Here is a 21,919-nt window from a genome sequence, read left to right on the forward strand (position 1 = left end):
ATTAACAGGGGGTTACAGCTCTAACTCCCTGTTTCATTTAAAAGTAGAGTTATGAGAAAAAATCGACATCTTATTTCAATTGGTTTATGTGTTTTGTTACTCTTAGGTTGCAAGGAATCTTCAAATAAATCCACTGAAAATTCAATGAACACAGCTCAATCGAGCTCTGAAAATATTATTAAGCCAAATATCATTTATATTTTGGCAGATGATCTTGGTTACGGAGATTTAGGGGTATATGGGCAAATAAAGTTTAAAACACCCAATATTGATAAATTGGCCTCAGAAGGCATGTTGTTTACACAACATTATTCAGGAAGTACCGTTTGCGCACCTTCTCGATCTGCCTTATTAACAGGGATGCATACGGGGCATACTGTGGTACGAGGAAATAAGGAAATGGAACCAGAAGGTCAGTACCCTATGCCAGATGATACCTATACTCTTGCAGAATCGTTAAAAAAAGCCGGTTATACTACAGGAGCTTTTGGAAAATGGGGGCTAGGTTTTCCAAGGTCTGAAGGCGACCCAGTAAATCAAGGTTTTGATACATTTTTTGGTTATAATTGCCAGCGTTTGGGACATCATTATTATCCAGATCATTTATGGTCTAATAGGGATTCTATAGTTATAGAAGGTAATAAAGGTTTAAAAAAGAAGGTATACGGACCAGATATCATTCATCAGAAAACTTTAGAGTTTATAGAAAAGAATAAGAAAGAACCATTTTTTGCATACGTAGCATCAATTATACCACATGCAGAGTTAGCTGCACCAGATTCTTTAATGCAGAAATACAGGGATAAATTTTTACCTGAAAAGGAATTTGTGGGTGTAGAGTTTGGTGAAGCTTATGGAGATGGACACTACTTGTCTCAAAAGGAATCTCATGCTGCTTTTGTTGCCATGATTGATTTGCTGGACCAACAAGTGGGAGAAATTATGGCTAAAGTGGATGAATTAGGAATTTCCGATAATACTATAGTGGTATTTACATCAGACAATGGCCCGCATAGAGAAGGCGGTGGTGATCCAGATTACTTTGATAGTAATGGTCCATTAAAAGGTACTAAAAGAGACTTATATGAAGGAGGTGTTAGGGTTCCTATGCTGGTTAAATGGCCAAATAGAATAAAACCTGGAAGCAAATCAGATCATATTTCTGCTTTTTGGGATGTATTTCCAACATTTTCTGATATTGCGGATGTCAATAGCCCAGATAATTTAGATGGTATTTCATTTTTACCAACACTTATAGGGGATACTAAAAATCAAAAACAGCATGAATACCTCTATTGGGAATTTCATGAAAAAGGAGGCAGACAAGCTGTTAGAAAAGACAATTGGAAAGCAGTTAAATACAATGTGCTTAAAAATCCTAATGCACCTGTGGAACTTTATGATCTAACCAATGATATTGGTGAAACTAATAATGTGGCAGATGCTCATCCAGAAGTTGTTAGGCAAATGGAAGCTATCTTAAAAGAAGCTAGAACACCATCAGACGTGTTTACATTTAGTCAGGAAACATTTCTTAATAGCAACTAATTTACCACAGCAAGTATGAGAGGCTTTTTTAAACTGGGTTGTAAGAAAATAATAGTACTTGCCGCTGTATTTGTAACATTTAGTTTTAATAAAACAGATAATTTAGTATCATTTTACCCACAAAAAGATGTTGATAAGGCTGAGGTAAAAAAGTATGCTGGGAATCTAAAAGATGTATTTGGAGATGTTAAACAGGCTCAAATAGGTAATAGTTTAAGCACAACCACAGAAGTAGATAACCTTTTAATAGGATTTGAAACTTTAGGTGTAAATGGTATTAGAATTACTATTTTCCCTGAGGGAGAAAATCCGAATGAAGAAATTTTTGACTACCTGTACACGCATGCAAAATCTAAAGGCTTTAAGATTATGGCAAATCCGGCGCTTTGGGATGGTGCGGTTCGTATTGCCAATAAAGTGCTACATGGAACGCGATTAGATTTCAACAGCCAAAAAAATATAGGTCCAAATTCTACCTTGGGAAACGATGAGGCGACTAATATTGTTATTGAAAGAATAAAGACGTTTGCAAATAAATACAAAGTAGATTTAATAACACCATTTAATGAAGATGGTGAACCAGGGAAAAAGTGGTCTGTTGTGCAGATGAATAAAATTTATAGAGAACTGCATAATAATGTTAACGGTGCAGAACTTATGGGGCCATGTACTTGGGGCATTCCGGGAGGCACTAAAGTTTTAATGCAGACCGATATTTTACAATACATTTCAATAGCTTCTACACATAACCTGGGTTTTAACCATAAATCTTGGAGGGAATTTCAACATTTAGCAGGTGATTTACCTGTTTGGGATTCAGAAGTAAATAATACCGTTAAATATTCTGATAAAGCTACCCGTATTGACGCCGCTTTAAAAGTTGGGGTAAATGGACTGGTGTTATATGACAGTTGGAAATATATTTCCCTAATTGATGGTAGTATAAATAAGGCTGGCAATATTGTTAAGAGCAAGATATTGGCTGACTAGTTAAAAATACAATATAAAAGATTTCCTTCCTGAATTGATGGATAAATAGATGCGTTTTAAATGAAGCCAGAATACATCTAACGTTGTACGTTTCGTCTGAAGACATTTCTAAATAAAATTAATTAAAAATATTACTATGAAAACAAATTTTAAACAACAAGCACTACTATTAATGTCTTTATTTTTAATCTTAGTTGCTTGTAGTGGAAGTGAAATAGATGGTTCTAATGAAGAAAGCCCTAATCCAGAACCAGAGCCTGATAAAGCTGCTCAAAGTATCATTACTTTTGATAATCCAGGACAAGTAATAGATGTGTTTTTTTATGATATTAAACAAGGAAATAAAAATTTAGAGAATGCAGACGAAGCTAACGAGATATTTAATATTGATGATGCTAACGGTTTAAGAATTCCTATTCGGGGTGAAAATAAAATCCCAGCACATCCAAGTGCCGGCGTTGTAGTAGAAGACATGTATACCGATGTTTTGCAATCAATAACTTTAGCCAAGCAGGCCAGAGGCGGTAAAGAACTTAAAATATTTGCCAGTAAAAAATTAGACGGACAAGCATCTTTTCCAGGTTGGGTAAAGGATGGCAACGGTATTATCCCGAAACAATATGCCATCTTAATTGCTGATTTTATTGAGTTTATGAATTCTAAAGGGGTAACAATCGATTATCTAGGAATAGACAATGAATTTATTTATAACGAAGGTAATATAACTCCTCAAAAATACTCAGAAACAATTACAGAATTAAGAACCTTATTAATAAATAAAGGGTTAGCAATGCCTTTGTTAGTAGGTTACGAAGATTATGGTCCTGATAAAAGAAATTGGGTGAAAACCTTAATGGATAATGGTTGGGGGGATACAATGGATATTTATGGTACACATTATTATCCGCAATGGCGACCCAAAACTAAATTAATGGCAGATTTAGCATTGATAGGAAACCGTCCATTTTGGTCTACAGAACCGCATTGGGATGGTAAAGCAGATATAAATGATTTTGACGAAGCTGAAGCAGGAATAGTTGCTTTTTGGGATCAAATAGATGTAGGTATGTCTGGTTTTATGTGGTGGAATTATTCTATAGGAAATAATGTTAGGGGCAAACTAATGCGAGCTACATCAGCACCCATGTTAGGTGCTCAACCAATCAAAATTACAGATATAGATGGTGAAAGTATTGAAGCATTAGGTAAGCTTCAAACCAGAGCGTTTATTGAAGGTAAAACTATTACTGTTTTTGCTGTTAATATTAATAATACAGAACGTTCTGGTTATACATTTAAAATTGATAATGGAAACATTAATGGAAAAGTAACTAGTTTACAATGGACTGAAACCTCATCCATAGATGGAACATCAAGACTCCTTGAGGTAAATGGTAAAAACAATAATATATTTTCATTAACACTTCCTAAAAGATCTATTACGCGGTTTATTTTAACTTTAAAATAACACTAACTTTAAAATAAATAACGGGTTAGGTGTCAATAAAAATAAGGGTTTTATGGAAATATTAAAGGGCAAAATTTTCTAGAGTTCTCTGGTCGGTCTAAAACAGACAAAGATCGCATAGAACATCTTGATTCCTTATATAAAAGCAAAAATAGGCTACACTTGCTTAAAATGTGATCATAAAGCTTGCTTGAGTTCAATACTGAAAGATAATTGGTTTGGGATTGTTATACCAAACAAGAATTATTAGACCACTGGTTTGCTCCAAAGCCATATACAGCAAAAACGAAATCGATGGATTTTACGAATGGAGGTCATTGATACTATGCAATGATTGATTTATAAGGAAAATATTATTAGAGGTATGCAGAATATCATGATGTAAATCCAATTGACTCATATTGCACAATAGGTACGTTTTGCGATAGTGAAGGAAATATTAATCAAGAGTTACTAGAAGCAAATTGGAATGTTATATTCAAAGGCAAAGGTAAAAAAGCAACAGTAACAGCTATTATTTATTACAGTTCTTTAAAAGATTTAGAAACCATATATCATTATGGGAATGAAAGAGGGCATGGTATCCACTTTTGAAAAATTAGAAGCGCTATTAACCATTTTGAAAAAGTAGTAAAGAGAAAATAAACCAATTTTGTTATATGTAAAGACCTAATAATTAATTGAGATTATTAGGTTTTTTGTTTTTTACTACTTTCTTGGTTTTAAAATGCTTGTGTAGCAAACTTCTATGATTCAACAAATACAGTTGTTAAATTAATCATAAAAACAACTTTTTAATAGGGGTATTGGGAAAAAAAAAGGTCTATTTAAATAGAACATTAATACTTTTGAAAATCTTTATATATGAAAAAAATAACCACTTTGATTGTCCTTTTTGTAACCGTGTGCACTTATGGACAAAGTCTAGATTTACAAAAAGAAATTCCTAGTGATAGTAGTTTTGTAAAAGGCGTACTTTCTAATGGCTTAACCTATTATATTAAGCATACTCATGTTGTGAAGGATGCTGCAAGCTATTATATCATTCAAAATGTAGGATCTGTTTTAGAAGAAGATAATCAAAGTGGATTAGCACATTTTTTAGAACACATGGCTTTCAATGGAACCAAACATTTTCCAGGCAAAGGCATACTTAATACACTTGAAGAATATGGTGCTGTTTTTGGAAAAGATATTAATGCCTATACATCATTTGATGAAACAGTGTATAATTTAAATCACATTCCTACAAAAGATGGTTTAGTTGATACGTGTTTAACTATTTTACATGATTGGTCTAATGAACTATTATTGACAGAGGAAGAGATTGATGCCGAACGTGGTGTGATAAAAGAAGAATGGCGTACAAGAGATAATGGTAACATGCGCGCAATGGTAAAATCACTGCCCGTGTTGTTTAATAATACCAAATATGCCGATAGAATGCCTATTGGTTCAATGGATGTTGTTGAAAATTTTGAGTATAGTGCGCTAAGAAGCTTTTACCATGATTGGTATAGAACAGATTTACAAGCTATAGCCATTATAGGTGATGTGGATGTTCATGCTATTGAGGAAAAAATCAAGCAAAAGTTTTCAAAAATTCCAGCGGTTGAAAACCCTAAAGAACGTTACATTATTGAAATTCCTGATAATGACAAGATGCAATATGCTTTTGTAACAGATAAAGAGCTAAAAACAGCATTAGTTACGTTTGGTATAAGACGTAAAAATGCCATGGAAAATGAAACTATAGCAGACTTAAAATCATCATTGTTAAATGCCATGATAAAAAGTATGTTTAGCACAAGAATGGAAGAAATCAGGCAAAAACCTGATGCCCCTTTTTTAGGTGTACGTTTAAATGAAGGTAGTCACTCTAGGGCAGCTATGCAATTCAGTTTAGATGTTTACCCTAAACCCAATCAACAGTATGAGGCATTTAAATTAGCTATGCAGGAATTAAATAGAGTGGTTAAATTCGGATTTACAAAACCAGAAATAGATAGAACCATCGTGGCGTTTAAGAGTGGTTATGAAAACTATATTAGTAAGCTTGATGATAGACCACATAAAAAATATGCCGACCTTATTGTAAAGAATTACTTAAATAATAAAACCATAGCTGATTTTGAAAAGAAGTATGACATAGTAAAATCAATTTTCAATACACTTAGGGAAGATGATTTTCTAAAACAAATCAAATTACTCTATACAGAAAAGAATAGATACTTAGTTGTTAGAGGTGTTGAAGGCAATAAGAATCTTACAGAGGATGATGCTTTAGCAATTATAAACTCTGTTGAAAATGATAAAACACTTCAGCCTTATGTTGATGCGTTTTCTGGAAAAACATTGGTGTCAGACGTTGAAATAAAACCGGGGAGCATTCAATCTGAAACCTATAATGAAGAGTTAGATGCCACAACATTTGTGTTGAGCAATGGAGTAAAGGTGCACTATAAGTTTGCCGATAAAAATAAGAATTCGGTAAAACTCAAAGCTATGAGTTACGGAGGTAAATCGCTTATAGAAGATAATTCGTATCTAACTTCAGCTAATCATACCATTGAATTGGTTAATAATTCAGGTGTAGGGAATTACAACACCATTGAAATGTCAAAAATTCTCGCTGGTAATACAGCAAGACTTAGTTTGAATATTTCAGATATCAGTGAAAAAGTAAATGGTTCAGCTACACCAAAAGATTTTGAGGTCTTAATGCAACGCGTCTATATGCAGTTTATGCATCCAAGATTTGATGAAAATGCTCTTAAAGTGTTTAAGAATAACTTAAATCATGCCTTAAAAGCTAAAAGTGAAAACATTGGAAGTAAAATCAATGATAGCACTTTAGTAACTTTATATGGCTTTAATAATCCCAGACATAGATTATTGTCGCCAGAATACATAGAGGATATTTCTTTTGAAAAAGTAAAAACCATTTATCAAGATAGATTTGCTGATGTGTCAGATTTTGAATTCTTTATTGTTGGTGACATTAAAAAGGAAGACCTTAAGCCTGTTTTAGAAAATTATTTAGCCAGTATTGAAACCAAAAATAATAAGGAAGATTGGGTATATAAAGAAGATAACTGGTTGAATGATAATATTAAAAAAGACATCTATTTAAAGATGGAAAATCCGAAGGCAACCGTTAGAATAGCCTATAAAAAAGAAGTAAAATACACCCAAAATAATTATTATTTGACTAAAGCCTTAGGCGATATTTTAAAATTGAGATTAACAGCATCACTAAGAGAAAGTGAGGGCGGTACGTACGGAGCTGGTGTAGGTGCTAAATTGTCAAAACGACCAAAAGAAGAAGCTGTATTATACGTGAGTTTTGATTGCAATCCAGATAAAGTAGAAAAACTGGTAGAAATAGTTCATGAAGAAATGCATGCCATAGCTAATGACAATATTAAAGAAGAAGACTTAACAAAAACAAAAACCAACTATTTCAAAGAGCGCGAGCAACAAAAAAATTACAATAGTTATGATATGAATGTACTTACTAACTATTTTAGGGAAGGCTATAACATGAATGATCCAGAAAATTTTGATGTGCCCGTTCAAGCCTTAAGCAAGAAACATATTTCACAGTTTGCAAAAAAGCTTCTGGACCATTCAAAATCGTATGAAATTATAGCAAAACCAATTATAAATAATAAGGATTAATCAGAGATAGCGAAAAACCTTAATTTTGCCTTTCGGGTAATTACAAACAGATAATATGAAAAAAGCATTATTAGCCTTAGCCATTATTTTCTCTTTAACTGGGTATTCACAGGTGTTTGAGCCTGTAAAATGGGAGACTTCAGTAGAAAAGATTTCAGAATCAGAATATAAATTAATCAGTAAAGCCAGCATAGATAATGGTTGGCATCTATATTCACAAAATGTTCCAGAAGACGGCCCTATACCAACAACATTTACTTATAACGGAGCTGAAGACGCTTTCGTCATAAAAGGAAAAACTTCAGAGGAAGAAGGTCACATTATTGATGATCCTGTTTTTGGTATGAAAATTAAGTTTTTTGAAACTTCGGCTACCTTTGAACAAATCGTTGAAGTAAAAAACGCTTTAGGAAAAATAAGCGGCTATGTAGAATTCATGGTCTGTGATGACACCAGATGCTTACCTCCAACAGAAGTTGATTTAGAATTTATAATTTCAGAAGATAAAGAGGCAGCTGTTGCAGTAACAGAGTCTGTAGAGGCAGACGTGGAAGACAGTTCTGGAAGTGCTTTAAATGAAGCGTCATCTAATAAAAAAGAATCAAAAAAAGGACTTTGGGGCATTTTTTTCATTGCGTTCTTTTCGGGGTTTGCAGCCTTACTTACACCATGCGTGTTTCCTATGATTCCTATGACGGTGAGTTTCTTTACAAAGCAAAGTAAAAACAAAGCTGCTGGAATTAAAAATGCATTAATTTATGGAATCTCAATCATTGTGATTTATGTGTTGTTAGGCACATTAGTAAGTTTAATATTTGGTGCAGATGCCTTAAATGCGCTTTCTACAAACGTATGGTTTAACCTGGCCTTTTTTATATTATTATTGGTGTTTGCTGCCTCTTTCTTAGGTGCTTTTGAAATCATGTTGCCAAACTCATGGGCCAATAAGGTTGATAGGCAAGCCGATAGAGGAGGCTTAATAGGGATATTCTTTATGGCCTTGGCATTAGCTATTGTGTCGTTTTCGTGTACAGGGCCAATTGTAGGAACCTTGCTAGTTGAGGCGGCTACTGGCGGAAGTCAAATTGGGCCAATTGTTGGTATGTTAGGCTTTTCATTAGCCATAGCTTTACCATTTGCCTTATTTGCTGCTTTCCCTGGTTGGTTAAATTCATTGCCAAAATCAGGAGGTTGGTTGAACACTGTAAAAGTGGTTTTAGGGTTTCTTGAATTGGCTTTGGCCTTTAAATTCTTATCAAATGCCGATTTGGTACTACAACTACATTGGTTAGAACGTGAGGTGTTCATAGCTATTTGGATAGCTATTTTTGGTGCCTTAGCGTTTTATCTTTTTGGAAAAATTCAACTACCTCATGATTCACCTTTAACACATATCTCAGTAGGACGATTAAGTTTAGGGTTATTAGTTTTAGCATTCACTATTTACATGATTCCAGGGTTGTGGGGAGCACCATTAAATTTAATAAGTGCTTTTCCGCCTCCACAACATTATAGTGAATCTCCGTATGGTGTAGGGTATACGCAATTGAGTTCATCAAAAGTTCCTGGTGGTCATTATGATGAAGTCCCAGATGGGGCACACTTAATGCCTCCTCATAATATATTGGCCTTCAATGATTATGATAAAGGGTTGGCTTATGCTAAGAAAATAGGCAAACCAGTAATGATAGATTTTACGGGTCATGCGTGCGTGAATTGTAGAAAAATGGAACAAAACGTTTGGGTGAAACCCAATGTGTTGCACATGCTTAAAAATGATGTTGTACTTATTTCTTTATATGTAGATGATAAACGCAAATTACCAGCAGATGAAGTGGTTAAATCTAAATTAAAACCAGGAAAGAAGCTAAAATATATAGGTCAGAAATGGAGCGAATTGCAAACCATTAAATACAAAACTAATTCGCAACCGTTTTATGTTTTAATGGATCATAATGAAGAAAACCTTGTAGAGCCAGTAGCCTATACCCCAGATGCTGAAGCATACTTTACATGGTTAAAGTCGGGAATCTCAAAGTTTAAAAAATAGAGATTATGATGACAGGAGTAAAGCGCATTTTTAAGAAAAAAAACAGTGGCTCAAATTTAGAAGCTTATTTTGACCAATTTCGTAAAAATATCATAGGAGTTGATGCTTCTTTTGAATCACCTTATGGCAAACAAAAAGTGATATATGCCGATTGGACAGCAAGTGGACGCTTATATAAACCCATTGAAGATAAGATCACTAATCATATTGGGCCTTTTGTAGCCAATACACATACCGAAACCTCCATTACAGGAAGTGTGATGACGCGAGCATACCATGATGCAAGACAGATTATAAAGAAACATGTTAACGCCAACCAAGAAGATGTGCTCATCACCGTTGGAACTGGTATGACAGGTGCTATAAATAAGTTTCAACGTATTTTAGGAATTAAGCTTAATGAGAATTTAAAAGATCATACAGAGATTCCAGAAGAAAAACGTCCTATCATTTTTGTGTCTCACATGGAACACCATTCTAATCAAACCTCGTGGTTAGAAACTATTGCACGCGTAAAAGTGATTCCTTCAAACAAAGAAGGTTTGCCATGCTTGAATAGCTTAGAGGGACTTCTGGAAGAACACAAAAATATCCCAATAAAAATAGCGGCTATTACTGGCTGCTCAAATGTAACAGGAATAAGAACCAATTACCATGGGGTGGCCAAAGTCATGCATCAAAATAATGGGTTGTGTTTTGTAGATTTTGCTTGTTCGGCGCCATATGTAGAAATCAATATGCATCCTGAAGATGAAGAGGCTTACTTAGATGCCATAACGTTTTCACCACATAAATTTTTAGGAGGTCCTGGAACATCTGGGGTGTTAATTTTTAATAAGAAATTATATAAAAACTTAGTGCCTGATAATCCGGGAGGGGGCACCGTAAGTTATACCAACCCGTGGGGAGATCATGATTATATAGATGATATTGAAACCAGAGAAGATGGCGGCACACCTGGTTTTTTGCAAGCTATACGAATAGCGTTATCTGTTGAGTTAAAAGAAAAAATGGGAGTTCAGAATATTTTGGATAGAGAACATGAACTCAATGCTATTGTTTTCAAAAGGCTTACTCAGATTAAAAACATAAAAATATTAGCTCCAGAGCATAAAGAGAGACTTGGTGTATTTTCATTTTATGTAGAAGACGTGCATTACAATTTGATTGTAAAACTTTTAAATGATCGCTTTGGTGTGCAGACCCGAGGCGGATGTTCCTGTGCTGGAACTTATGGTCATTACTTGTTAAATGTTGATCAGACTACTTCAAAATCTATAGAAGAAAAAATTTTAGAAGGCTGTTTGATAGAACGTCCGGGGTGGATTAGAATGTCTATTCATCCAACAATGACAAATACTGAAATAGAGTTTATCTGTGCTGCTATAGAGCAAGTGGCAAAAAACTATGACATTTGGGGCAAAGATTACCAGTATGATGCTTCAAAGAATGAGTATGTCCATAAAGACAAGCGCAATATAGAAAAACAAATTTCAGAAGACTGGTTTAAGTTATAATAGATACAAAATAAGATATGTCAGAAACAATAGAACGCGTAAAATGCTTAATTATAGGGTCAGGTCCAGCAGGATATACAGCGGCAATCTATGCAGCAAGAGCTAATATGAATCCCGTATTGTATCAAGGGACACAACCAGGCGGTCAATTAACAACCACCAATGAAGTTGAGAATTTTCCAGGCTATCCAGAAGGGGTTACAGGTCCAGAAATGATGATGCAATTACAAGCTCAAGCCCAGCGTTTTGAAGCCGATATTAGAGATGGTTGGATTACAAAAGTTGATTTTTCAAGTGCTACTCATAAAGTATGGGTTAATGAAGAGAAAGAAATACATTGTGATACGGTGATTATTTCAACAGGAGCTTCAGCGAAATACCTGGGCTTAGAATCTGAGCAAAAGTATTTACAACTGGGCGGAGGAGTATCGGCTTGTGCGGTTTGTGATGGCTTCTTTTATAGAAATCAGGAAGTGGTTATAGTAGGCGCAGGAGATTCAGCCTGTGAGGAAGCCCATTATTTGTCAAAGCTTTGTAAAAAAGTAACGATGTTGGTGCGTAGAGATGAATTTAGAGCTTCAAAAATCATGGCAGCTAGAGTTCAAAATACAGAAAATATAGAGATACTATTTAACACCGAGACAGATGAAGTTTTAGGAGACGGACAAGTAGTAACAGGGGTTCGTGTTTTCAATAATAAAACCAATGAGAAGCAGGACATTCCAGCCACAGGATTTTTTGTAGCGATTGGTCATAAACCGAATACAGATATTTTTAAAGACTATTTAAAATTAGATGCAACGGGTTATATTGTGAATGAGCCAGGGACATCAAAAACGAATATAGAAGGTGTGTTTGTGTCAGGCGATGCTGCAGACCATGTTTATAGGCAAGCAGTAACAGCAGCAGGTACAGGTTGTATGGCCGCTTTAGATGCCGAACGTTATTTAGCCGCTAAAGATGCTACGTTTGAAGTTTCTACTTCTTTATACAAGGAGTAGCTATTTAAAAATAATGATAAGAATCAAAATTTAAATTTCGGCTTTTTTGTGCTTTGTAATTATTCAAAAAAGTGTTTTCTTTGACAACCTTTTTAATTCGGGATGTGGCGCAGTCCGGTTAGCGTACACGGCTGGGGGCCGTGTGGTCGCAGGTTCGAATCCTGTCATCCCGACGAATAAAGACCTTAATTAGTTTAAATTCAATTAGTTAAGGTTTTTTTTTGTTTTTAAAAATGTGCCATAAATGCGCCAATATCTTTTCTTAACTAAAAAGGGCTTTATTTACCCTTAAATATTCAATGGTATTTAATCATTGAAGATATGCTAAATTACGAATTATTTGATTGTTATTAATTATTGTATTTTCATCACACTTTAGTTAATAGAATCATGATATCAAAAACACTCCAAGCAACTATAAGAGAACTACCAAAAAACGAAGAACGACGTTTATTAAGGTGGTTGCAATCTGAATTAGAAAATGATGAACCTAAAGAAGAGGTTAGCCATAAACAAAAAAAGGCTTATTGAACATATCTCTAAGACTAGAAAGAAGAATTTGGTTTGGGTTATTTGAAACACTAATTTGGGATATTTGTAGAGTCTGTTAGTGTATCTTTTGGGTACATTTGTTAATGAGGTATTCTCGTTAACAAATTTTAATACTAAATGTTGAGACTAAAAACTAGTTTATTTTTTATTCCCTATATAGTCGTGAGTATTTTAAGTTCATGTAAGGACATAGGTTCAAGTCTTAGGAGAAGTTCAGATTATAACTTGACTTCAGAAATAACAAAAAAACAGCTTGATTCATTAAGTGCTGAAGTGAAATTGGCATTTACTAAACTTAGGCCACAATCTATTCAGCCTGCAGAAGGTTTTATTAAATATGATTATCTAATTCCTGCGGGGTTTTACAAACAGATGTGGGATTGGGATGGCTTTTTTATTGGAGCACATTTATCTAGTATTGGTAAGCCGCAATATCTTAAATATTGGGTGCTTAATTTTATTGCAGCAGCAGATGAAAATGGTTACGCTTCTGGTTGTGTAACAACAAAAGGACCAAGACCCTTATTTGGCAAATTTGCTATGAAGCCTTTTATTGGTCAAGGTGCTTACCTCGCTTCGAAAAAATTAAAGGATTATAATTGGATTACACCAGAAGTATATTCAAAAATAAAAAGTGTTATTTCATACCGAGAAGAAATAAGCTTTGATAAAAACTATGGACTTTTCTTTTGGGATGATGCCATGTCTAGTGGTGCAGATAATAATGTAGTCCTTACTAATGATAAAAATCAACCTGGGGCGTTTTTAGCAGTAGACTTGTCGGCATTTATGTATCGTGAGTATTTAGCAATGAAAAAAGTAGCAGAGAAACTTAACTTTACAGAGGATGCAAAATTATATCAGAATAAAGCCGAAAAATTAAAAACCAATATTACAAAACACTTATGGGACAAGGAAGCAAAAAGTTTTTGGAATGTGTTTAAATCTTCAGGAAGACAATACAAAAGAGTTAGCTATTCTAATTTCATAGCATTGCTTCATACCGATTTAGTTAGTCAAGAAAATGGGAGGGACATGATAGAACGTTATCTTCTTAACAAAGAGCACATGAAAGCTAAATATGGCTTGCGTACATTATCAAAACAAGATCCTGATTACAATAATGAAAATATCATTGTGCCATATTCAAATTGGCAAGGACCTGTATGGCCAGTTGCAAACTACATGTATTTTATAGCTTTAAAAAATTATGGCTTTGATGAGGAATGTAGAGAGTTAGCTTATACAATTGGAACACGAGTTCTTCAGGATATTGAAGAGTATGGCTCTATGCATGAAAATTATCATGCCGATACCGGAGCACCTTTAGCGCCTACAGCAGAGCAATCTAAAGATGGTGTTTTTACTGGATTTGTAGGTTGGAATCTGCTGGTGCAAAATATGCTAATGGGTGTGGCCGAAGGAGATTATTTATTACTTGAAATATAATTCCAATGTCCATAAAAAAAATCATCACTGTATTGCTCCTAAGTCTCATTTTCTTGCCGTCTTGTAAGCAAAACACCGACTTAAACTACACCATTTCTAAAACAGAAGCTTCAGAAGCATTAGAAATTGATACAGACAGTATTACCATAAATGGAGATTTAGGAAATTTTTCGGTAGATAAACAAATGTTTGTAGAAACTGAAGGCGTTAAATTAATTTCGTTTTCCTTTGTGGCGGAAGTCCCTTCTGAACTACAACCCGTATCTATCACATTTAAATTTCCGTCAATAGCCATTAATGGTTATTGGAATCCTAATATTAGTGTGGATAAGGTGAATTATTATAAATCTAGCGTGACGGCTAAAGCCTCTAGATATGCACCTGTTTTGTCATTTTATGACAACGATTTAAAAAACAGGATAACGATTGCTTTATCAGATGCGATTAATCAATCGGAAATTGTAAGTTATGTAAAGGAAGAAGATGTGCATTTTTATCCTGAAATAAAATTGTTTCATGAGAAAATGCCTAAAGCGAAAAGGTACAACATTACATTGAGGATAGATACTCGGCAAGTTCCCTATTATAAGTCTATAGATGATGTGTCAACCTGGTGGGCAAGCAACCCAGAATATAAACCGATGCATGTGCCAGATGCTGCAAAAAATCCCATGTATTCCACGTGGTATAGCTATCATCAAAACATTTCCATGGAAGAGATTGTGGATGAATGTAAATTGGCAAAACAATTAGGTTGTAGTGCTGTTATTGTTGATGATGGTTGGCAAACCAATGACAGTAGTAGGGGATATAGATATACTGGCGATTGGAATCCAGAACGCATTCCGAATATGAAAGAGTTTGTAGATGCCGTACATGATGAAGGCATGCAATTTATTTTGTGGTACTCGCTACCATTCATGGGAGAGAGAGCCAAAAATTATCCTAGGTTCAAAGGTAAATATCTACGTTATTGGGAATCACAAGGAACTTATGTTTTGGATCCGCGTTATCCAGAAACTAGGAAATATATAGTGAATACTTATATTGATGCTTTAAACCAATGGGGGGTGGATGGATTTAAACTGGATTTTCTTGGGTGGTTTACTGCAAATAAAGATACGGAGCTTACAAAAGAAAACGGACGCGATTTTGCAAGTATCAACAATGCGACAGATGCTTTGATGACCGAAATCACCAATAAATTAACAGCAATCAACCCTGATGTGCTGATTGAATTTAGGCAGCCCTATATTGGGCCTGTTATGCGCAAATATGGTAACATGTTTAGAGGTGTAGATGCCCCAAACAATGCCGTTGCTAATAAAATTGAAGTCACCAATTTAAGAATGCTAAGCCATAAAACAGCGGTTCATAGCGATATGTTTATTTGGAGAAAAGAGGAAACTGTAGAGCAGGCAGCATTGCAGATTCTCAATATCTTATATAGTGTACCTCAGTTGTCTGTTAAGTTGAAAGATATCCCTGAAACGCATGTAAAGATGATTAAGTTTTGGTTCAATTACTGGAATGAAAATAAAAAAGTGCTTCTAGATGGCGAATTTATACCCTCTAATCCAGGAGCAAATTACCCTTATATTTCAGCAAAGAATAATCATCAGCAAATTACAGCTTTGTATGAAAATACGGTTATTGAACTTAATAAAAATATAAATAGGTTGGATGTTGTAAATGCAAAGTCGTCAGAATTTGTTGCTTTAAAGCTAAAAGATGGTTTTAGCGGAACTATGAAAATATTAAATACGGTAGGTGAAGTGATCTTTGAAGATAGCATTTCTTTAAATAGTGGTATGCATGAACTTAAAATCCCTAGATCTGGTTTGGCTGTTTTAAAAAGAAATATAGAGTAACAATGTGTTTTAAAGATTTACTGTGTTTATAAATAGTTCTAAAATGAGCAATATATTATTGATTTAGTATAGGTTTAAAAAATCTTGGGTGGATAAAATTAGTTTAGTAAAGAATATTTATTGATTATCACTGTCTAGAATAATCTGACAATTATTTTTTGAACTAAATATCTACCATAAAGAGATATTTCTACTCTTAAAATTCAATGTGAAATTTAATCTTTGTTTCTAGGATTTAAATGCAAATTTAAGATCTACTTGAAAATTCAAGAAGGGTCTTCAATTTAAGAAAGAAGTTAAATAAAAAAAACCAAATTAATGTATCCAAAATCAAAGTTTGCCTTTTTGTTTCTTATTGTTATCTCTTTTTTTTCATGTGAACGGCAAAATGAAGTTGAGTTAAAAAGTCCTAATAGCAATTATGTGTTCCGTTTTAAAATTAATTCAGAATCTAATGGAAGCTATTCACTGACATATAACGGAGATGATGTTGTTAAACCTTCAAATTTAGGTTTTCAAATAGAAGGGGTTTCACAAGGGAAAGATATTAAAATTGAGAGTGTAGAAAACAAATCTGTTAACTCCTCTTGGAAACCTGTTTATGGAGAAAAAAATGAGTATCCAGACGTCTATGAAGAGGCTCTAATTTCTTTATCAGGAAAGGATGCTATTTTTAATTTAAGAGTAAGAGCTTATAATGAAGGTGTAGCTTTTAGATATGAGTTTCCAAATATGGACTCAAAAATTCAGATCAATAAAGAATTAACAGAGTTTTTACTAAATGAAGATGGGCATGCTTGGGTGTCAACAAGAGCTCAAAAGCCAATTGTTAAAACTCAAATATCAAAAATTGAAGGTGTGGTTGAAAGACCTCTTTTAGTTGAACTTTCTGACTCTTTGTTTGTTGCTATTGGAGAGGCTGCTTTAGTTGATTATGCTAGAATGAAGCTATCTCATGATTCAAAAAAGCCAGGAACATTGGTTTCTGAGCTAAGTAGTGGCGTAGTGATGGATACACCGTTTAATTCGCCATGGCGTTTTATCATGGCATCAAATACGCCAAGTGAAATATTAGAGAACAACTATTTGCTACTAAATCTGAATGAGGAAAATCAATTAGAAGATACGTCTTGGATCAGGCCTGGTAAAATAATTAGAGAAAGCACTTTAACCACAAAAGGAGGTTATGCTTGTGTAGATTTTGCAGCCAAACACAACTTGCAGTTTATTGAGTTTGATGCGGGCTGGTATGGTAATGAATATGATGAAACATCTGATGCAACCACTATAACTATAGACCCAAAACGATCTAACGGTCCATTAGATTTATTAGGCGTCATAGATTATGCAAAGAGTAAGAACATCGATGTGATTCTCTATGTAAATAGAAGAGCCTTAGAAAAACAATTGGATGATGTTCTGCCACTATTAAGTTCTTGGGGAGTTACAGGAGTAAAATATGGTTTTGTAAATGTGGGGCCACAAGAGTGGACAAGTTGGTTGCACGATGCCGTAAGAAAAGCAGCAGAGCATAAGTTAATGATTGATATTCATGACGAATATCGTCCAACGGGATATTCTAGAACCTACCCTAATTTAATGACTCAAGAAGGTATTAGAGGTGATGAGGAAGCTCCACAAAATTCCATGGTTTTAAATACGATTTTTACAAGAATGATTGCAGGGGCGGGAGATCAAACAAATTGCTATTTTGCTCCGCGCGTAACCGAAGAAATGGGATCGCATGTGTCACAATTGGCAAAAGCGGTTTGTATTTATAGTCCATGGCAATTTTTATATTGGTATGACAGGCCGGAAGGTTCTGATGCCGATGGGCCAGGTGCTGGGGGAACCAAAACGTTTATTCAAGAAGTGCCTGAATTAGCCTTTTATGATGCGTTACCAACCGTATGGGACGATACCAAGATTTTGGGTGGCTATCCTAGCGAATATGGTATCGTAGCAAGACAAAGTGGTAACGATTGGTTTGTAGGCGCTCTAACAGGTACTAAAGGCCGGAAATTTGAAATCGCTTTAGACTTTCTTGAGGAAGGTAAATCGTATGAAGCTACTATTTATTCTGATGATTTAAATAGCGATTCAATAACTAAAGTAAAGATTGATAAAAAGATAGTTAAGTCTACCGACACTATCAGATACAATGTTTTAAAACAAAATGGATTGGCTCTGCACATTCGTGCTATTTAGATTAAAGACTGTTAAAATATTAAAGGACAATTTTACATGAAAATATATGGTATAGTCTTAAGTAGTCTGTTACTAGTTGTATTTTCTTGTAATCACAGAAATAGAACTAAAAAGACCAGCGAGGTAGCTACAACGCTACCACTTAAGCCTAATATTGTGTTTATTCTGGCTGACGATTTGGGGTTTACCGATTTAGGCTTTACAGGAAGTGATTTATACCAAACACCAAATATAGACCAATTGGCTAAGGATGGTATGTATTTTCCTGTAGCGCACTCGTCGCATCCAACATGCCAACCTAGTAGGATTTCTTTAATGACAGGGAAAACACCTGGTCGGTTAAAAGCCATTAGTCATGGAAGTTTGGGTGGGGTAGAAGGACCTGGTATAGAAATTCCTGCTGAGGAGGTTACACTTGGCGAGGCACTTCAAAAAGGTGGTTATACAACAGCGCATATTGGAAAATGGCATATTGGGCAAGGTGATAATCAGCCTAAATACAGAGGATTTAATGTGGATATAGCAAGTAACGATTTTTGTTGCCCAGGTTCTTATTTTTACCCTTATAGCAGTGTATCCAAAAACCCTAACAAAGATAAGTTAGCGGCTATACCAGATTTAGAAGGTTACAACCAAGGTACGCATTTAACTGAAGCATTATCTAATGAAGCAGTCAAATTTATAAGTGCCCAGAAAAATAGTGATAAACCATTCTATTTGAATTTATGGTATTATGCGGTGCATACCCCAATTCAATCCGAAAAGGAAAAAATCAAAAAATATAAAGCGCTTATTACTCCCAATACAAGACATAATCATGCAGCTTACGCAGGACTTGTTGAACATTTGGATGATGGAGTAGGTCGCGTATTAAAGGCACTAGAGGAAAACGGTCTTTCTGAGAATACTGTTGTCATTTTTATGGGTGACAATGGTGGAGAATTAAGAAATGGTATTACAGATAATACACCATTAAGAGGAGGCAAAGGGATGTTTTATGAAGGAGGGACTCGTACACCAATGTTTGTTAAATGGCCAAATGTGGTAAAACCAGGTTCAGTATGTAATGAACGTGTGGTGGGTTGGGATATATATCCTACGGTCTTATCAATAGCAAATATTGAAGGAGATGCCAACCATAATAAAAATGTGGATGGAGAAGATTTAACCCCTTTATTAAACAACCCTAAAAATACCTTGGAGCCACGAGAATTTAACTGGCTAAAGTATGTTGCCATGGTGCATTACAACTCTAAGTTAACGGAGCGAAACTGGCCTGGAGGTAGCATTATAAAAGATGATTGGAAGCTTATTGAATATTTTGAAATGCCAGTGGCAAACGTAACCCACCATTTTAAATTATTTAATTTAAAAGAAGACCCTAGCGAAAAAAACAACTTGGTGGATAGCATGCCAAAGAAGGTCAATGCACTTAAAAAGGCTATGCAAAATTGGAGAAAAGAAATCGGCGCAGATGATTATAGCATGGAATCTTTTTATGGACATCTAAATTAATATTAAACCGTTCAAATATTCCTAAAACTTTCAAAAGCAATCAATAAATAATGATTTTGTTTAAAAAAAAACTTGATGTATGCGTAATCATGTTGCTGTTTATAGCAAGCTCCAGTTTTTCTGCAGACAAAAAGATATATGTATCAAATAAGTATAAAGAACATCAAGACGGTTCCTTAAACTTTCCTTTTTCAAGTATTAATCAAGCAACGGAAATAGCTTTTCCAGGTGACACTATTTTCGTTTTAGAAGGTGTTTACAGAGAGCGTGTTATTCCTATAAGAAGCGGAGAACCAGGCAAGCCCATTGTGTTTTTTGGAGAACCAGGTAAAAAAGTAGTTATAAAAGGTTCTGATATTTGGCAACCTCAATGGAATTATGAAGGTGAAGGTGTTTATTCGGCAGTGCCAGAAGAAAAATTATTCAACGATTTACCATCCGATTATCCCGATCACCATAATCCTTTCAAAGTAAATTTGTCATCAACGCCCTATCAACGCCAAGGTAAACGTGAGCTGGAACGTGGTTATGGTGGTGATTCAACTTTAGTTTATACCTGTGGCCAAGTTTTTGTAAACGGGAAGCAGTTTTTGGAAGTGCCGTTTAAAAAAGAATTGTCTCCTAATAGCTGGTACTATGAACCCGAAACCGAAAAAATTTATATTCATTTTGGGAATTTAAAACCCCAGAATCAAGAAGTGGAAATTTCTACAAGGCGAAGAATTTTTGCTCCTGTTAAAAGAAATTTGGGCTATATAACAGTTGAAGGCTTTTTAATGGAGCATTGTGGAAATCAGTATCCCACTAATTTTTGGATTAATGATGTATGGGCTCAAAAAGGAGCATTAGGGTTGCAGGCTGGTCATCAATGGGTTATAAAGCGCAATGTGATACGCCACGTAAAAACTTTTGCCATTGATGCGGGGCATGTAGATTTAAATGGTGATAAATACGAGGCGCATGATAATATTATAGAAGAAAATTACATTCTAGAAAATGGCTCTGCAGGTATTTTAAGCAATAGTTCTGAAAATATGATTATTAGAAATAATGTTTTGCTTCGCAACAATACCATGAAGTTTTGGGGTAGAAAACGATGGGAGCAGGCCGCTATAAAATGCCACCATGCCAAGAATGGTTACATTCATAATAACTACATATCTGATAATTATTTGACTTATGGCGTTTGGCTAGATAACCACTTTCCCGATTCTCGAGTTTCTAGGAATGTGATTGTAAACAATGGAAAATCTGGAATTTTTCTGGAAATGAGTGATTATGGTTTTGACCGTCTTTTTATCGACAATAATATTATTGTGGGGAATGCTCAAAATCCTATTTATTGTCACGATGCTTCCGGAGCGACTATTATGCATAATCTATTGGCCAATACGCCAACCCAAGAAACCTTTGGACAAGGTTATTTTGTGCGTCAAGTAAGACCTCGCACTAAAACATATCATCACAGTTTGTATAACAATATTTTGGCGGGGAGTCGGGCCGTACTCGATTTTAATTATCCGTCTCATAGAAGTGGAAAACAGCGTATAGATTTTAATGTATACGATGTGAATATGAACGACAAAGTATTTTGTATCAATAAAACATCTGATGACCCATCGCCTTGGAGCAATCAAGAATTTTATAAGCTCATTGAAAAGGAATTGGCCATTTATGATGATCTCGTGGCGTTTGAGGATAAAGGACACGTGGCATTAACCTTTAAGCAATGGCAAACGTTTTGGGAAAATCATGATTGTCCTAACGATAAAAATAGCAAAATTCATAAGGGTATCCAAGTCTCATACCTTCCTGAGCTTCAGGAACTCGTAGTGATAATGCCCATAGCGCCAAAAAAAATGAAATCAAAAGATCATGATTTTGTTGATGTTGATTTTTGGAATCAAGATATTCCTCAAAACGGCTATGCACTACCGGGACCATTTCAAAATCTGAAACAAGGGAAAAATCGATTTAAAGTATGGAAAGGCTTAAAAGTTCTAGGCGAAAATGAATTACCAGATTTTTCTAAGTTTCATATACTAAAAAGTAAAAAGGTTTGATTCAAA

General features: G+C 34.8%; 13 protein-coding genes and 1 tRNA gene. All 14 read left to right on the forward strand.

Annotation, left to right across the window (positions count from 1 at the left end; genetic code table 11):
- Positions 1-51 precede the first annotated feature (51 nt).
- The 14 genes from KFZ70_RS09605 to KFZ70_RS09670 all read left to right on the forward strand — a co-directional run bounded on the left by KFZ70_RS09605 (position 52) and on the right by KFZ70_RS09670 (position 21,913).
- Positions 52-1,548 (forward strand): arylsulfatase, encoded by a 1,497-nt coding sequence (locus KFZ70_RS09605; RefSeq protein WP_139695018.1) that lies wholly within the window; start codon positions 52-54, stop codon positions 1,546-1,548.
- 15 nt (positions 1,549-1,563) lie between these two features.
- A complete protein-coding gene (locus tag KFZ70_RS09610) occupies positions 1,564-2,538 on the forward strand; it encodes a hypothetical protein (protein ID WP_139695017.1) in 975 nt (324 codons plus the stop codon).
- 136 nt (positions 2,539-2,674) lie between these two features.
- Positions 2,675-4,006, forward strand: coding sequence for a hypothetical protein (locus tag KFZ70_RS09615; protein WP_139695016.1), 1,332 nt, complete (start codon positions 2,675-2,677; stop codon positions 4,004-4,006).
- An 864-nt stretch (positions 4,007-4,870) separates the two neighbouring features.
- Positions 4,871-7,687: a pitrilysin family protein gene (locus KFZ70_RS09620; protein ID WP_139695015.1), complete on the forward strand. Its 2,817-nt coding sequence runs from the start codon at positions 4,871-4,873 to the stop codon at positions 7,685-7,687.
- Positions 7,688-7,742: 55 nt separating this feature from the next.
- On the forward strand, positions 7,743-9,737 hold the full coding sequence (locus tag KFZ70_RS09625) for a protein-disulfide reductase DsbD (RefSeq protein ID WP_139695014.1): 1,995 nt from the start codon (positions 7,743-7,745) through the stop codon (positions 9,735-9,737).
- 5 nt (positions 9,738-9,742) lie between these two features.
- On the forward strand, positions 9,743-11,254 hold the full coding sequence (locus KFZ70_RS09630; protein WP_233243990.1) for an aminotransferase class V-fold PLP-dependent enzyme: 1,512 nt from the start codon (positions 9,743-9,745) through the stop codon (positions 11,252-11,254).
- Between the two features lie 17 nt (positions 11,255-11,271).
- The gene (trxB, locus tag KFZ70_RS09635) at positions 11,272-12,255 is read left to right on the forward strand and encodes a thioredoxin-disulfide reductase (RefSeq protein ID WP_407515415.1); all 984 of its coding nucleotides are present in this window, start codon (positions 11,272-11,274) and stop codon (positions 12,253-12,255) included.
- A gap of 98 nt (positions 12,256-12,353) precedes the next feature.
- Positions 12,354-12,428: transfer RNA gene (locus KFZ70_RS09640), tRNA-Pro, on the forward strand.
- Between the two features lie 217 nt (positions 12,429-12,645).
- The gene (locus KFZ70_RS09645) at positions 12,646-12,786 is read left to right on the forward strand and encodes a hypothetical protein (protein WP_158293238.1); all 141 of its coding nucleotides are present in this window, start codon (positions 12,646-12,648) and stop codon (positions 12,784-12,786) included.
- 138 nt (positions 12,787-12,924) lie between these two features.
- Entirely contained in the window at positions 12,925-14,256 is a 1,332-nt protein-coding gene (locus KFZ70_RS09650; RefSeq protein WP_139698748.1) for an MGH1-like glycoside hydrolase domain-containing protein, read from the forward strand.
- Positions 14,257-14,261: 5 nt separating this feature from the next.
- The gene (locus tag KFZ70_RS09655) at positions 14,262-16,127 is read left to right on the forward strand and encodes a glycoside hydrolase family 36 protein (protein WP_139698749.1); all 1,866 of its coding nucleotides are present in this window, start codon (positions 14,262-14,264) and stop codon (positions 16,125-16,127) included.
- Between the two features lie 318 nt (positions 16,128-16,445).
- Positions 16,446-18,335, forward strand: coding sequence for a glycoside hydrolase family 97 protein (locus KFZ70_RS09660; RefSeq protein WP_139698750.1), 1,890 nt, complete (start codon positions 16,446-16,448; stop codon positions 18,333-18,335).
- 36 nt (positions 18,336-18,371) lie between these two features.
- Positions 18,372-19,850, forward strand: coding sequence for a sulfatase (locus tag KFZ70_RS09665; RefSeq protein WP_139698751.1), 1,479 nt, complete (start codon positions 18,372-18,374; stop codon positions 19,848-19,850).
- 50 nt (positions 19,851-19,900) lie between these two features.
- Positions 19,901-21,913 (forward strand): right-handed parallel beta-helix repeat-containing protein, encoded by a 2,013-nt coding sequence (locus KFZ70_RS09670; protein WP_139698752.1) that lies wholly within the window; start codon positions 19,901-19,903, stop codon positions 21,911-21,913.
- The last annotated feature ends 6 nt before the right edge of the window (positions 21,914-21,919 follow it).

Source organism: Allotamlana fucoidanivorans, from assembly GCF_045788535.1.
In the GTDB taxonomy this organism is placed as follows: domain Bacteria; phylum Bacteroidota; class Bacteroidia; order Flavobacteriales; family Flavobacteriaceae; genus Allotamlana; species Allotamlana fucoidanivorans.

What these genes read in the sequence shown, in the direction of transcription:
- KFZ70_RS09665 (WP_139698751.1), top strand. Translation starts at nt 18,372, where the DNA reads ATGAAAATATATGGTATAGTCTTAAGTAGTCTGTTACTAGTTGTATTT.
- KFZ70_RS09630 (WP_233243990.1), top strand. Translation starts at nt 9,743, where the DNA reads ATGATGACAGGAGTAAAGCGCATTTTTAAGAAAAAAAACAGTGGCTCA.
- KFZ70_RS09660 (WP_139698750.1), top strand. Translation starts at nt 16,446, where the DNA reads ATGTATCCAAAATCAAAGTTTGCCTTTTTGTTTCTTATTGTTATCTCT.
- KFZ70_RS09650 (WP_139698748.1), top strand. Translation starts at nt 12,925, where the DNA reads ATGTTGAGACTAAAAACTAGTTTATTTTTTATTCCCTATATAGTCGTG.
- KFZ70_RS09655 (WP_139698749.1), top strand. Translation starts at nt 14,262, where the DNA reads ATGTCCATAAAAAAAATCATCACTGTATTGCTCCTAAGTCTCATTTTC.
- trxB (WP_407515415.1), top strand. Translation starts at nt 11,272, where the DNA reads ATGTCAGAAACAATAGAACGCGTAAAATGCTTAATTATAGGGTCAGGT.
- KFZ70_RS09670 (WP_139698752.1), top strand. Translation starts at nt 19,901, where the DNA reads ATGATTTTGTTTAAAAAAAAACTTGATGTATGCGTAATCATGTTGCTG.
- KFZ70_RS09625 (WP_139695014.1), top strand. Translation starts at nt 7,743, where the DNA reads ATGAAAAAAGCATTATTAGCCTTAGCCATTATTTTCTCTTTAACTGGG.
- KFZ70_RS09615 (WP_139695016.1), top strand. Translation starts at nt 2,675, where the DNA reads ATGAAAACAAATTTTAAACAACAAGCACTACTATTAATGTCTTTATTT.
- KFZ70_RS09620 (WP_139695015.1), top strand. Translation starts at nt 4,871, where the DNA reads ATGAAAAAAATAACCACTTTGATTGTCCTTTTTGTAACCGTGTGCACT.
- KFZ70_RS09645 (WP_158293238.1), top strand. Translation starts at nt 12,646, where the DNA reads ATGATATCAAAAACACTCCAAGCAACTATAAGAGAACTACCAAAAAAC.
- KFZ70_RS09610 (WP_139695017.1), top strand. Translation starts at nt 1,564, where the DNA reads ATGAGAGGCTTTTTTAAACTGGGTTGTAAGAAAATAATAGTACTTGCC.
- KFZ70_RS09605 (WP_139695018.1), top strand. Translation starts at nt 52, where the DNA reads ATGAGAAAAAATCGACATCTTATTTCAATTGGTTTATGTGTTTTGTTA.